Source organism: Pseudonocardia sp. NPDC049154 (assembly GCF_040648315.1).
Classification (GTDB): Bacteria; Actinomycetota; Actinomycetes; order Mycobacteriales; family Pseudonocardiaceae; genus Pseudonocardia.
Genome location: NZ_JBEZDN010000173.1, coordinates 1 through 13,815, shown reverse-complemented (window position 1 = coordinate 13,815; position 13,815 = coordinate 1). Strand labels below are relative to the sequence as shown.

The window sequence follows — 13,815 nt, the reverse complement described above, 5'->3', positions numbered from 1 at the left end:
CCCGCGACCGGCGCGGCCCGCCCCGCCCCCGCCGCTGACCAGCTTCGTCGGCCGGGAGGCGGACGTCGGACGGCTGCGCGAACTGCTCGGGACGGGGCGCCTCGTCACGTTGGTGGGACCCGGCGGCGCGGGCAAGACCCGGCTCGCCCGGGAGGCCTGCCCCGAGGGCCCGGTCGCCGAGCTCGCCCCGCTCACGGGTCCCGACCAGCTCGCGGAGACCGTGCTCGCCGCGGTCGGGAGCCCGGAGCTGGTGATCCGCCAGGAGGAGCACCCCGACGCCGTCGAGCGGCTGGTGGCCGCGGTCGGCCGCCGCGATCTCGTCCTGGTCCTGGACAACTGCGAGCACCTGGTCGGCGCCTGCGCCGACCTGGCGGGCACGCTGCTCGGCCGTTGCCCGGCGGTGCGGATCCTCGCGACCAGCCGCGAGCCGCTGGCGGTGCCCGGCGAACGGCTGCACCCCGTCGAGGCGCTCGACGACCCCGCGGCCGCCCGGCTGTTCGCCGACCGCGCCGAGGCCGTCGCCCCCGGCTTCGACGCCGAGGCGCACGCCCCCGCGATCACGGAGATCTGCCGCAGGCTGGACGGCCAGCCGCTCCCGATCGAGCTCGCCGCGGCCCGGCTGCGGGCGCTCAGCCCCGAGGAGATCCTCACCCGACTCGACGACCGGTTCCGGCTGCTCACCACCGGCGCCCGGACCGTGCTGCCCCGGCACCAGACCCTGCGGGCGGTCGTCGACTGGAGCTGGGACCTGCTCGACGAGGCCGAACGCGCCCTCGCCCGCCGGCTCGCCGTGTTCTCCGGCGGCGCCACGGCCGACGCCGCGGACCAGGTCTGCGGCGAGGGGCTGGACGACCCCTTCACCACGCTCGCCGCGCTCGTCGACAAGTCGCTGGTCGTCGCGGTCCCGCAGGCCGGCGCACCGACCCGCTACCGGATGCTGGAGACCATCCGCGAGTACGCCCGGGAGCGGCTGGCCGCCTCCGGCGAGGAACCGGCGACGGCCGCGCGGCACGCGGCCTGGACCGTCGCCCTGGTGGAGCGGGCCGAGCCCGAGCTGCGCGGCCGGGACCAGCTGCGGTGGCTCGGGGTCCTGCGCGCGGAGTCCGGCAACATCACCGGGGCGCTGCGCCGGGCCGTGGCCGAGCAGGACGTCCCGACCGCGTACCGGCTGGTCGCGGGCATGTTCTGGGGCTGGCTGATCCGCGGCGCCACCGAGGAGTCGATGGGCTGGGTGCGCGCGGTCGGCGAGATGCCCACGGACGACGCCCCGCTCGACGTGCTCGCCCGGGTCACGGCCTTCCGCGCCATCGAGTCGCTCGGCCGCGGGGAGATGGCGGAGGCGCAGCGGCACGTCGCGCGGGCGACCGTGCAGGCCGACTCGGTCCCGCAGCCCCGCCATCCCGCGCTCGACCTGCTGGTGCCGCTGGGCGAGGCGTTCGCGACCCAGGACCAGGCACCGTTGACCTCGATCAGCACCAGCCACCCCGACCCGTGGGTGCGGGCGTTCGCGCTGGAGATCCGCGCGACGCTGTCCGAGAACGCCGGCCTGATCGACCTCGAGCGCGAGCTGGTGCGCGCGGCGCACACCCTGTTCACCGAGGTCGGGGACCGGTTCGGGCTCGGGATGACGCTCACCACGCTCGGCGAGCTGGAGGCGTGGGCGGGCAACGCCGAGGCCGCGGGGACCGCCTTCGAGGAGGCCATCGCGCTGGCCACCGAGCTGTCCAACGACGACGACCTGCCCCAGTACCTCGTCCGCCGCGGCAGCCTCGCGGCCCGGGTGGGCGACCACGCGCTGGCCCGCAAGCTCTACACCGAGGCGCTCGAGATGCTCGACGGCTCCGAGTACGCGTCGCCGGAGATGGTGCGCGTCTCGCTCGCCGAGCTGGACCGCCTGGAGGGCGACCTCGTCGCGGCGCGCGCCCGGCTCGCGGAGATCGACCCGACGACGGGCGGCGGGATCGCCGTCCCGCAGCGGCGCGCGCACCTGAGCGTGCAGCGCGCCCTGGTCGAGCTGGCCGCGGGCGACCCCGGGCGCACGGCGGAACATCTCGCCGACGCCGTCGAGGCCGCCGACGAGAGCCGGGACGGACCCGTGGTCGGGATGGTCGCCGAGACCGTCGCCCAGCTCACCCTGGCCCGCGGGGACCGCGAGGGGGCCGCCCGGGCGCTGGGGGTCGCAGAAGCCCGCCGCGGCGTTCTCGACCTGGGTGATCCCGCCGTCGTCGCGCTGCTGGAGGCGCTCGGCCCGAGGGCGGACGCGCTGCGGCGGGAGGTCGTGGACCTCCCGCCGCAGGACGGGCTCGACCTGCTCCGGGATCAGGTCCGCTTGCGGTAGAGCGTCACCGCGATCGGCGCGAACACCAGCGTGATGCCCGCCGCCCAGAGCAGCGCCGTGCCCGCCGGGCCCGCGACCGGTCCGCCCAGCAGCAGGCTGCGCACGGCGTCGGCGGTCTTCGACACCGGGTTCACGTCGACCCAGCCCTGCAGCCAGCCCGGCATGGTCGACGCCGGCACGAACACGTTGCTGCCGAAGGTCAGCGGCAGCGAGATCAGCGCGCCGAGCCCCTGCACCGAGCGCGGGTCCTTGACCAGCATCGCCAGCGCGGTGAACACCCAGCACAGGGCGAACGCGAACGCCATGACCAGCAGCAGTGCCGCCACGATCGCCGGCGGGCCCGCCGAGGTGCGGAAGCCGAGGATCGCGCCGAACACCAGCATGATCACGCCCGACGTCGCGTAGCGCGCCAGGTCCGCGCCGATCGCGCCGAGCAGCGGGGCCGCCCGGGAGATCGGCAGGCTCCGGAACCGGTCGAAGATCCCGGTGTGCAGGTCGTCGGCCAGGCCCGTGCCGGTGCCGGCCGAGGCGAAGATGACCGTCTGCACCAGCACCCCGGGCAGCGCGAACTGCAGGTAGGCCGAGGTGTCGCCGGCGATCGCGCCGCCGAAGACGTAGACGAACAGCAGCAGGAAGATGACCGGCTGCAGGGTGACGTCGATCAGCGCCTCGGGCGAGTGGACCGTCTTGACCAGCCCGCGCCAGGCCAGCGTGGCGCCGTGCCGCAACGTCGACGGCCCGTGCCGGGCTCCGGTGCGTGGCGGCGGTTCGGGGACGGTGGTGGGGACGGGGGCGGTGGCGGTGGCGGTCATGCGGCCTCCTCGGTCGCGGGGCCGGCCTCGGCGGGGCGGCCGGTCAGGGTCAGGAAGACGTCGTCGAGGCTGGGCAACCGCAGCCCCAGCTCCGCGACGGGGACGCCGGTCTGCTCGAGCCGGGCGCCGAGCCGGTGCAGCAGCGCGGGATCACCGGACAGGGTCAGCTCGCCGGTCGGGTCGATCGCGGGCGTCTCGGCGGTCAGCTCGCCGAGCAGCGTGGCGACGGCCCCGACGTCGGCGCGGTGCAGCGGCCGCACGTGCAGCAGCTGCCCGCCGACCTCGGCCTTGAGCGACGCCGGGGTGCCGCTCGCGATGACCTGGCCGCGGTCGAGGACCACGAGGTCCTCGGCGAGCTGGTCGGCCTCCTCGAGGTACTGGGTGGTGAGCAGGACGGTCGTCCCCTCGGCGGCCAGGGCGCGGACGTGCTCCCAGACCTCGTTGCGGTGCCGCGGGTCCAGGCCCGTGGTCGGTTCGTCGAGGAACAGCACGTCGGGCCGGCCGACGAGGCTGGCCGCGAGGTCGAGCCGCCGGCGCATGCCGCCGGAGTAGGTCTTGACCCGGCGACCGGCGGCCTCGGCCAGGCCGAACCGCTCGATCAGCTCGTCCGTGCGGCGGCGGGCGTCGCGCCGGGACAGGTCCAGCAGGCGCCCGATCAGCCGCAGGTTCTCGACGCCGGACAGGGCGTCGTCGACCGCGGCGTACTGGCCGGTCAGGCCGATCCGCAGGCGGACGGCCGGGGCCTCGGCCACGACGTCGTGACCCAGGACGGTGGCCCGGCCGCCGTCCGGGCGCAGCAGGGTGGACAGGACGCGGACGGTGGTGGTCTTGCCGGAGCCGTTCGGCCCGAGCAGGCCCAGCACGCTGCCGCGCCGGACCTCCAGGTCGACGCCGGCGAGGGCGGTGGTGGCGCCGAAGGTCTTCACGAGACCCTCGACGCGGATGGCCGGTTCGTTCATGGCCACCACTGTCGGCGGCGGCGCTGCCATCCGGCTGACAGCGGACCGCCGCGCCGTGTCAGCCGGCGTCGGGGCGTGTCAGCGCGGCCGCCCGTCCCGGCCTTTGCGCCGATCGGCGGATCTCGGACCGTGACCGACCGGATTCGTGCCGTGACGTCCGGTTTGCCGACGAGGCCGCGGATCCGGGGCGTTGACCATCGTTGTGACCGGGGTTACGGTCCCGCTTAACGATCGTTCGGCAGACGGGTACCCGCCCGTCTCCGCTCCCGGGATGCAGCGTCGCCGAGGGAACGAGGATCTCCACTGTGGATTCGACCGTACGCTCGACCGTGCCCGGAACCGGAACGGAGGCGCGTCCGCGCAGCCGTTGGGCCTTCCTGACCGACCGCAGGCTCGACCGCTACCCCACCGGTGGCGAGCGCTACGCCCGCCTCGTGCTCGCCGTGCTCGCCACGGTCGTCATCTACTACGAGCAGTACACGCTCGGCGCCGTCTCGACGCTGGTCTCCCAGCAGCTCGGGATGTCCTTCCTGTTCCTCACGACCGGGCTCGCGGTGGCGAACCTGCTGGGCGCCTTCGGGTCCCTGGCCGCCGGCCTCGCCGACCGGCTGGGCCGGGCCAACATCGTGGTCTACGGGATGCTGGTCGTCGGCGCGATCACGGCCTTCGCGGTCACGCAGGTGCAGGACAAGTGGACCTTCATGGTCCTGTCGACGATCGTCGCGATCATGGAGGGCATGCTGCTGGTGGCCACGCCGGCGCTGGTCCGCGACTTCAGTCCGCAGATGGGCCGGGCCCGGGCGATGGGCTTCTGGAACGTGGCGCCGCCGGCGGGCTCGCTGCTCGCCTCCGCGGTCGCGGCGCTCACCCTGGGCTCGCTCGTCAGCTGGCAGAGCCAGTTCCGCATCGCCGGCATCGCCGGGATCGTCGTCGCGCTCGTCGCGCTGGTCTGGATGAAGGAGCTCAACCCGGCACTGCGCGACCAGGCGGCGGTGTCCGAGGAGGACCGCGAGCTGCTCGAGGCGCGGGCCGCGCGCGGCGAGGTGACCGTGAACCTGGCGCACCCGTGGCGGCAGCTGCTGAAGGTCGACATCGTGGTCCCGGCCATCGGGTTCTCGATCGCGCTGCTCTTCTACTACACGATCGTCGGCTTCGCGCCGGTGCTGTTCACGACGGTCTGGGGCTTCGACCTCGCCGCGGCAAACAGCGTGATCGCCTGGGCGTGGGCGTTCAACGTGCTGCTCTCGCTCACCTACGGCGCGCTCGTCGACCGGTTCCTGGTGCGCAAGCCGTGGATCCTGGGCGGCGCGCTGCTGTGCATCGCCATGCAGATCGTGCTGATCACGCTGGTGGGCGGGAAGCCGAGCTACCTCACGCTCGCGATCATCATGGCTGTGCTCGCCACGTCCTGGGCCGGGTTCGCGGTGCCCTGGTACGCGGCCTTCACCGAGACCGTCGAGGCCCGCAACCCGGCACTCACCGCGACCGGCCTGGCGATCTGGGCGTGGATCGTCCGCGTGGTGGTGTTCCTGTCGTTCCTGATCGTGCCGCACGTGGTGACCTCGGCGAACACGCTGGTCGCCGCGGAGCCGTACGTCGCGGAGGCGGAGCGGCTGCAGGCGGCCGGGCAGGCGATCCCGCCGGAGCTGGCGGCGAAGCTGGGCGAGATCCAGCAGGCCGCCGCCGTGACGGGCGACCAGTGGCGGCTGTGGATGTGGATCGCGGTGGTGTGCGCGGTGGGGCTGGCCGCCACGGTGCCGCTGCTGCGTGGTCGATGGAGCGTGGCGAAGGCGCGCGCCGACCTGGCCGAGCACGAGCGGCGGCGTGCCGAGGAGCTGGCGGCACTCCGCGGCTAGCGAGTGGTTCGCATGTCAGGCTTCGGCCTTCTCCGCGGCCTCGAGCCACTCCAGCTCGACGGTCTCCCGTTCGGCCTCGACGGACTTCAGCTCGGCGGAGAGCTCCATCAGTTTCTGCGGGTCGGTCGCGGCTTCCGCCAGCTTCGTGTGCAGCTGCTCCTCGCGCTTGGTGAGCTGCTCCATCTTCCGCTCGAGCCGCGAGGCCTCCTTGCGGGCGGCGCGCTGGTCGGCGGCGCTCACCGCGGGGGCGGCCTTCGGCGCCGGGGCCGCGGCGGCCCGCGGGGCCTCCGTGGACGTCCCGGCCGCCTCCCGGCGGCGCAGGTACTCCTCGATCCCACCCGGCAGGTGGGTGATCCTGCCGTCGCCGAACAGGGCCACGACCGTGTCGCACACCCGCTCGGTCAGGTAGCGGTCGTGGCTGACCACGACGAGCGTGCCCGGCCAACCGTCGAGCAGGTCCTCGAGGTTGGTCAGGGTGTCGACGTCGAGGTCGTTCGTCGGCTCGTCGAGCAGCAGGACGTTGGGCTCGGCCATGAGCAGCCGGGTGAGCTGCAGGCGGCGGCGCTCGCCACCGGAGAGCCGGCCCACGGGCGTCCACTGTCGGGCGGGCGGGAAGCCTAGCCGCTCGGCCACCTGCGAGGCGGTCATCTCCTCCTTGCCGAACCGGACGTACTTGGCGACGGCCTCGACCGCCTCCAGCACCCGCATGTCCTTCGGCAGGTCGACCAGGTCCTGGGTGAGCTGCGCGAGCTGCACCGTCTTGCCCTCGACGCGCTTCCCGCCGTCGAGCGCGCGTTCGCCGGTCAGCGCCTTGAGCAGGGTGGTCTTGCCCGAGCCGTTGACCCCGACGATCCCGATCCGGTCGCCCGGGCCGAGCCGCCAGGTCTGGTGGTCCAGCAAGGTCCGCTGCTGGTCGCCGGCGCGGATCCGCACGGTGGCGTCCTCGAGCTCGAGGACGGTGCGGCCGAGCCGGTTCGTGGCGAAGTTCAGCAGCTCGACGGTGTTGCGCGGCGGCGGCACGTCGGCGATCAGGGCCTCGGCGGCCTCGATCCGGTACCGCGGCTTCGACGTCCGGGCGGGCGGACCGCGCCGCAGCCACGCCAGCTCCTTGCGCGCCAGGTTGCGCCGGCGCGCCTCGGCGGCGTCGGCCTGCTTGGCGCGCTCGGCCCGCGCGAAGACCCAGTCCTGGTAGCCGCCGAGGTAGCTCTCGACGCGGCCGTTCGCGACCTCCCAGGTCCGGGTGCAGACGGCGTCGAGGAACCAGCGGTCGTGCGTCACGACCACGACCCCGCACCGCCGGGAGAGCAGGTGCTCGGCCAGCCAGGTCACGCCCTCGATGTCGAGGTGGTTGGTGGGCTCGTCGAGCACCACCAGGTCGGGCTCGCCGAGCAGGGCGCGAGCCAGCGCCACGCGGCGCTTCTCGCCGCCGGACAGCCCGTCGACGGTCCGCTCCAGGTCACGCAGGCCGAGGCCGCCGAGGACGTCCCGCGCCTTCGGGTCGGAGGCCCACTCGTGGTCGGCGTCGTAGTGCGCGAGCACCACGTCGCGGACCCGCGCACCGGCCGGGAAGTCGTCCCCCTGGGTCAGGTAGGCCAGCTTCACCCCGCTGAGCCGGGAGACCCGCCCGCCGTCGGGCGCGCGGCGCCCCGCGAGCACCTCGAGCAGGGTGGTCTTGCCCCCACCGTTCAGGCCGACGACGCCGACCCGCTCGCCGCGCTCGACGCCGAGGGACACGGCGTCGAGCAGCACGCGGGACGCATCGCCGGGGACGTGTGCGGTGACGTTCTCCAGGTTGACCAGGTTCTGTCCGGCCATCGGTCCTCTCTCAGGCCCGGGCCGGCGGCCAGGGCGACCCGCTCGGGGCGGGCGGTACGGGTGGGGGCTCGTCCGAGTCGACGACCCGGGCCCCGGGGACGGGCCCGTGCGCGACGCGGACGGTGCGGCAGACGCCGACGCCGGCGAGCTCCGCGGCGACCTCGACCGCCGACTCGGCGTCGGAGCAGAGGAACGCGCAGGTGGGGCCGGAGCCGGAGACGATCCCGGCCAGCGCGCCCGCGCTGACTCCCGCCCTCAGGGTACGGCGCAGGTCCGGCGCGAGGCTCACCGCGGCCGCCTGCAGGTCGTTGCCCAGCGAGAGCGCGAGCTGGCGCGGGTCGCCCTGGGCGAGCGCGCCGAGCACCGGCTCGACCGGGCGTTCCGGTGGCTCCTCGTCGCCGCGCAGCCGGTCCAGCTCGGCGAAGACCGTCGGGGTGGACAGCCCGCGCCGGGCGAGCGCGATGACCCAGTGCATCGGGTGCCGCGACAGGACCGGGACGATCCGCTCGCCGCGGCCGGTGCCGAGCGCGGTGCCGCCGTGCAGGGCGAACGTGACGTCGCTGCCCAGCTCGGCGGCCATGGACGACAGCTCGTCCCGGTTCAGGTCCAGCTTCCACAACGCCGAGAGCGCGACCAGCGTTCCCGCCGCATCGGCACTGCCGCCGGCCATGCCGCCGGCGACGGGGATGCCCTTGCGCAGCACGACGCGCACGTCCGGATCGTGCCCGGAGCGCTGGGCCAGCAGCTCCACGGCCCGCCAGGCCAGGTTCGTGTCGTCGACCGGGACCTCGGACACGCCCTCGCCGTGCACCTCGAGGCCTGGCTCGTCGCTCGCCGACACCGCGATCTCGTCGAACAGGCTCACGGCGTGGAAGACCGTCACCAGGTCGTGGTAGCCGTCCGCGCGCACGCCGCCCACCGCCAGGTGGAGGTTGATCTTCGCGGGCACCCGGACGGTGACCGGAGGACGAACGGCGGAGAGCACCAGCCAACCCTACTGACCGCGCCGGACCGGTGACCTGAGGCTGACGGTGAAGGTGAGCACGGCCACGAGCCCCACCAGCAGCACCCCGGCGGGCAGCAGGAGGGCCTGTGCCATCGCCGCGGCGAAGGGGGCGTGGAGGGCGGCCGGGACCGCGGCGATGCTCTCCCCCACCGGGCCACCCCCGCCACCGGCCAGGTTCGCCGCGAGGCGGGACTCCATGAGCACGGCGATGCCCGCGCTGCCGAGCACGGCGCCGACCTGCCGGGTGGTGTTGTAGACGCCCGCGCCGGCCCCGGCCTGGTCCTGCGGCAGGTTCCGGTTGGCCGTGGTGGCGACCGGGCCCCAGACGAACGCGTTGCCGATGCCGAGCAGGGCGATCGGCAGGAGCAGGCGCCAGATCGCCACGCCGGGCTGCATCTCCGCGGCCAGCCAGACCAGCGACACGGCCCAGGCCGCCATGCCGAAGCCGGCGATCCAGCGCGGGTGCGACCGGTCGGTGAGCCGGCCGACCCACGGCGCCAGGACGCCGGAGAACACCGCCATCGGGATCAGCAGCAGGGCCGCGCGCGTGGGCGAGAGGCCGAGCACTCCCTGCGCGTAGAACATGATCGGGAACGACATGGCGGTGACCGCGAAACCGACGGTGGTGATCGCGATGTTCGCGAGGCTGAAGTTGCGGTCCCGGAACAGGCGCAGCGACATCAGCGGCTCGGCCCGGTTGCGCGACTGCCAGAACACGAACCCGGCCAGCACCACCAGCCCGGACACGATGAGCGCCCAGACGCCGGCGCCCCAGTCGTAGGACTGGCCCTCCTGGATGCCGAAGACCAGCAGGAACATGCCGATCGCGCTGAGCGCGACGCCGAGGACGTCGAACCGGTGCACGTGCGTGGGCAGCTCGGGTACCAGCCGCATCGCCATCACGAACCCGACGACGCCCACCGGCACGTTGACGAAGAAGATCCACTCCCAGCCGAGCCCGTCGACCAGGACGCCGCCGAGGATCGGCCCGACCAGCGTGGCGACGCCGGCGACCGCGCCCCACAGGCTCATCGCGCGGCCGCGCTGGTCCGCCGGGAAGGTCCGGGTGATCACGGCCATGGTCTGCGGGGTCATGAACGAGGCGCCGAGCCCCTGGAACACCCGGGCGACGACCAGCATCGCGATCGACCCGGTGAGCCCGCACCACAGCGACGCGAGCGTGAAGATCGCGAGCCCGACGAGGTACACCCGCCGCGGCCCGAACCGGTCCCCCAGGCGGCCGGTGATGAGCAGCGGCACCGCGTAGGCCAGCAGGTACGCGCTGGTCACCCACACCACGGCGTCGACGCTCGCGCCGAGATCGGCCTGGATCGCGGGCGTGGCCACGGTGACGATCGTGGAGTCCACGAGGATCATGAAGAAGCCCAGCACCAGCGCCCACAGCGCCGGCCACGGGCTCGTGGCGGGGCTGGCGCCGGGACGGGTGCCGGACTCGCTGACGGCCATGGTTCTCCTCGGGAAATCGGATCGCGGTGAAAGCGTAGGCCGCGGCACCGACAGGAACCCGCCGAAACGGGGTCAGGGCCGCGCGGCGGCGAGGCGGGCGAAGTCCTCGATCCCGAGGGTCTCGGCGCGGGCCATGGGGTCGATCCCCGCGGCGCGCAGGGCCTCCTCGGCCGCCGCGGCGGAGCCCGCCCACCCCGCCAGCGCGGGCCGCAGGGCCTTGCGGCGCTGCGCGAACGCGGCGTCGACCAGCGCGAACACCGCGGCGCGGTCGCCGGGCGGGGGCTCGCGGCGGGTGAAGGCGAGCAACCCGGAGTCGACGTTGGGCACCGGCCAGAACACCGCCCGCGGCACCGGGCCGGCGCGGCGCGCCGCCGCGAACCAGGCGAGCTTCACGCTCGGCACCCCGTAGACCTTGCTCCCCGGGCCCGCGGCGAGGCGGTCCACGACCTCCTGCTGCACCATGACCAGCCCCTTCTCCAGGGTCGGCAGGGCGGCGAGCAGGTGGAGCAGGACCGGGACGCCGACGTTGTACGGCAGGTTCGCGACCACCGCGGTCGGCCCGGGGTCCAGCGCCCCGACCTTCATGGCGTCGAGGTTCGTGACGGTCAGGCGGTCCGCCAGCGCGGGCGCGAACTCGGCGGCGGTGCCGGGCAGGGCCGCGGCCAGCGCGGGGTCGATCTCCACCGCGTGCACGTGCGCGGCGGCGGGGAGCAGGGCGAGGGTCAGGGACCCGAGGCCGGGCCCGACCTCGACGACGACGTCCTCGGGCGCGAGGTCCGCGGCCTTCACGATCCGCCGGACCGTGTTGGGGTCGTGGACGAAGTTCTGCCCGAGCTTCTTCGTCGGCCGGATCCCGAACCGCTCGGCGAGCGCGCGCACCTCGGCCGGGCCCAGCAGCCGGGAGGTGGCGGGGTCGGTCACCGCCTCATCATCCGGGATCGCCCGCACCGGGCAGACTGCGGGGATGCCGAGGTTGCGCTGGCTCACGCTGCTCACCGGTGACCCCGAGGCGCTCGACGCCCGGATCACCCAGGACCTGGGGCTGTCCCGCTGCTCCGTCGAGGCCGAGCTGGAGGGCTTCGGAGTGTCGAGCGCGATCTACCCGCTGGGCACCGACCGGTTCCTCGAGGTGTGCGCGCCGGTGCGGTCGGGGACGTCGGCGGCGCGCCGGCTGGAGCGCGCGGGCGAGGGCATGTACATGGTGATCCTGCAGGTCGGGGACCTGGACGGGCAGCGGGGGCGGCTCGCGGAGCACGGGATCCGGGTGGTCGCCGAGTTCGACCGGCCGCAGACCCGCGGGCGGTGGGCGTCCCTGCACCTGCACCCCGCCGACACCGGGGCCGCGCTGCTCTCGCTCGACGTCTCGGACCCGCCCGAGGACTTCACCGTCGTCGAGGGTCCGTGGTGGGACCACGTCCGGACGGACGTCGTGACCGACCTGCTCGGCCTCGGGATCGCCGCCCCGGGCGAGCGGTGGGCCGCCGCGACCGGGGCGGGGCTCGACGGCGACACGCTCCGGCTCGACGACGCCACGATCACCTTCCGCGACGGCCCGACGACCGTGCTGCTGGCCGGGCCCGAGGACCGCGACCTGCATCTCGGTGGTGTGGAGTTCCGGGTCCGCCGTAATACAGTTGCATCATGACCGACCTCCCGGCCGTGGTGTTCGACTTCGGCGGCGTGATCACCGCCTCGCCCTTCGAGGCCTTCGCCCGGATCGAGACCGAACGCGGCCTGCCGAAGGACCTCGTCCGGCGGATCAACTCCACGAACCCGGACACCAACGCCTGGGCCCGGTTCGAGCGCGCGGAGATCGACGCCGCGGCGTTCGACGCCGAGTTCGCCGTCGAGGCCCGCGCGCTCGGCCACGACCTGCCCGGCAGCGTCGTGCTGGCGGTGCTGTCCGGGACCGTCCGGCCGCGGATGGTCGCGGCGATCGACCTGCTCAAGGAGCGGGGCCACAAGCTCGGCTGCATCACCAACAACGTGCCCGCGGGGCACGGCGCGCAGATGTCCGCGACCGAGGAGCGCGCCGCCGAGATCGCCGCGATCATGGCGCGCTTCGAGTACGTGGTGGAGAGCAGCAAGGTCGGGGTGCGCAAGCCCGACCCGGCGATCTACGAGCTGGCCTGCACGGGGCTCGGGGTGCGGCCCGAGGAGTGCGTGTACCTCGACGACCTGGGCATCAACTGCAAGCCCGCCGCCGCGCTGGGCATGCGCGCGATCAAGGTGACCGGCGAGGACCAGGCGCTGTCGGACCTGGAGAAGGCCCTCGACCTCCCGCCGGGGACCTTCTGAGCCACTGAGCGAACGGCACTCTCGCTCACCAGGAATGAGCGAGAACGCCGTTCGCTCACCGGACGGGCAGGGTCAGCGGGGCAGGCCGAGCTTGCGGGCGCAGGCGGGCCAGGCGCCGTACCCGCCGCGGGAGTCGCGGACCTTGCTGGCGACGGTGATCTGCTCCTCGCGGCTGGCCTGGTGCGGCAGCGGCGCGTACTGCGTGCCGCCGTAGGCGCGCCAGGTGGAGGCGTCGAACTGCACGCCGCCGTAGTAGCCGTTGCCGGTGTTGATGGCCCAGTTCCCGCCGGCCTCGCACTGCGCGAGCCGGTCCCAGACCGCACCGTCGGCGATCGCCGGCACCTCGGGCTGCTCGTCGTTGGTGCCGACCTTGACGATCCGCGGGCGCGGCGGGGTGCTCGCCCCGGCCCGGATCTGCTCGCGGCGCACCTCCTGGCCGTTCTGCACGTACACCCGCATGACGGCCGTCTGCTCGCCGGGAACACCCGGGTCGACGACCTCGCGCTTGCCGCGGGGCAGCTCCGGGTCCTCGATCTCCTCCACCGGCGGGTCGGTCCGGCGCACCTCGACGACCTCGCCCACGCCGTTGCGCACGAGGTGGATCTGCATGCCGTCGGTGATCTGGGTGTCGCTGCTCGGCACCGACACGTCGTCCGGGCCGAGCGTGACGCCCTTGTCCGCCAGCAGCCCGGCGATCGTGCCGGCGCTGGTGGTGATCTGCTCGGGGGCGTCGGTGCCGTCGGCCAGGGTGACCGTGCGCTGCACCTCGATGCGGACGTTGAGCCCGCCCATCGGGATCTGCGTGGTCGGCGCGAGCGACATCTGGATCGGCTGGACGTTCACGCCCAGGCCCTTGAGCGCCTCGTCGACCGACGACGCCGTGGTCCAGACGTTGCGGGTCTGCCCGCCCTCGGTGAGCGTGAGCATCCGCGCCCGGTTGACGATCACCTGGTCGCCGTCGGCGATCTCCGTGGTCGGCGCGGGCTCCACGCGGTCCTGCGGGTTCGCGGTGATGCCGGCCGCGGCGAGGACGCCGGAGACGTCGTCGGCGTAGGTGTGCAGGACACGGTCCTGGCCGTCGACGGTCACCGTGACCGCCTTGTCCGTCGCCAGCGCGGTCGCGCTGCCCGCGGTGAGCGTGAGCAGGGCGGCGAGGGCCACCGCGCGGGCGCCGAACCCGGACCTCCGGCCGGTGCGGGTGGGCGGGGTCGCGCGCCGGCCGCCGCGCCCGCCCGCCCCCGTCCCGCGACCGCGACCCGTCGCG

Annotated in this window: 11 protein-coding genes; 4 read left to right on the top strand and 7 right to left on the bottom strand. The window is 74.4% G+C overall.

All coding sequences use genetic code 11. The features are described 5' to 3' along the window. On the top strand, positions 1–2,338 hold a 2,338-nt coding region (locus tag AB0B41_RS40100; RefSeq protein WP_358212263.1), incomplete at its 5' end, for a tetratricopeptide repeat protein. Here the strand turns inward: AB0B41_RS40100 and AB0B41_RS40095 are convergent. Both AB0B41_RS40095 and AB0B41_RS40090 read right to left on the bottom strand, forming a co-directional pair. Then, positions 2,320–3,150: an ABC transporter permease gene (locus tag AB0B41_RS40095; RefSeq protein ID WP_358212262.1), complete on the bottom strand. Its 831-nt coding sequence runs from the start codon at positions 3,148–3,150 to the stop codon at positions 2,320–2,322. The genes AB0B41_RS40100 and AB0B41_RS40095 overlap by 19 nt on opposite strands. Continuing rightward, positions 3,147–4,109, bottom strand: a complete 963-nt coding sequence (locus AB0B41_RS40090; RefSeq protein ID WP_358212261.1) for an ATP-binding cassette domain-containing protein — start codon at positions 4,107–4,109, stop codon at positions 3,147–3,149. The genes AB0B41_RS40095 and AB0B41_RS40090 overlap by 4 nt, the downstream gene beginning before the upstream one ends. Positions 4,110–4,438: 329 nt before the next feature. Between AB0B41_RS40090 and AB0B41_RS40085 the strand changes: the two genes are divergently transcribed. Further along, the gene (locus AB0B41_RS40085; RefSeq protein ID WP_358212260.1) at positions 4,439–5,965 is read left to right on the top strand and encodes an MFS transporter; all 1,527 of its coding nucleotides are present in this window, start codon (positions 4,439–4,441) and stop codon (positions 5,963–5,965) included. Positions 5,966–5,980: 15 nt separating this feature from the next. On the opposite strand, the gene AB0B41_RS40080 is transcribed toward AB0B41_RS40085, so the two are convergent. The 4 genes from AB0B41_RS40080 to rsmA form a co-directional block, all read right to left on the bottom strand. Further along, a complete protein-coding gene (locus tag AB0B41_RS40080; RefSeq protein ID WP_358212259.1) occupies positions 5,981–7,780 on the bottom strand; it encodes an ABC-F family ATP-binding cassette domain-containing protein in 1,800 nt (599 codons plus the stop codon). A 10-nt stretch (positions 7,781–7,790) separates the two neighbouring features. Beyond that, entirely contained in the window at positions 7,791–8,765 is a 975-nt protein-coding gene (locus AB0B41_RS40075) for a 4-(cytidine 5'-diphospho)-2-C-methyl-D-erythritol kinase (RefSeq protein WP_358212258.1), read from the bottom strand. Positions 8,766–8,774: 9 nt separating this feature from the next. Further along, positions 8,775–10,253 carry a DHA2 family efflux MFS transporter permease subunit gene (locus AB0B41_RS40070; protein WP_358212257.1) on the bottom strand — a complete coding sequence of 493 codons (1,479 nt, stop codon included), beginning with the start codon at positions 10,251–10,253 and terminating at the stop codon, positions 8,775–8,777. A 72-nt stretch (positions 10,254–10,325) separates the two neighbouring features. Next, on the bottom strand, positions 10,326–11,174 hold the full coding sequence (gene rsmA, locus AB0B41_RS40065; RefSeq protein ID WP_358212256.1) for a 16S rRNA (adenine(1518)-N(6)/adenine(1519)-N(6))-dimethyltransferase RsmA: 849 nt from the start codon (positions 11,172–11,174) through the stop codon (positions 10,326–10,328). 43 nt (positions 11,175–11,217) lie between these two features. Between rsmA and AB0B41_RS40060 the strand changes: the two genes are divergently transcribed. Both AB0B41_RS40060 and AB0B41_RS40055 read left to right on the top strand, forming a co-directional pair. Beyond that, a complete protein-coding gene (locus AB0B41_RS40060) occupies positions 11,218–11,898 on the top strand; it encodes a VOC family protein (protein ID WP_358212255.1) in 681 nt (226 codons plus the stop codon). Next, entirely contained in the window at positions 11,895–12,551 is a 657-nt protein-coding gene (locus AB0B41_RS40055) for an HAD-IA family hydrolase (protein ID WP_358212254.1), read from the top strand. Before AB0B41_RS40060 ends, AB0B41_RS40055 begins: the two co-directional genes overlap by 4 nt. A gap of 72 nt (positions 12,552–12,623) precedes the next feature. On the opposite strand, the gene AB0B41_RS40050 is transcribed toward AB0B41_RS40055, so the two are convergent. Next, the coding region (locus AB0B41_RS40050) for a transglycosylase family protein (protein WP_358212253.1) at positions 12,624–13,815 on the bottom strand (1,192 nt) is incomplete at its 5' end.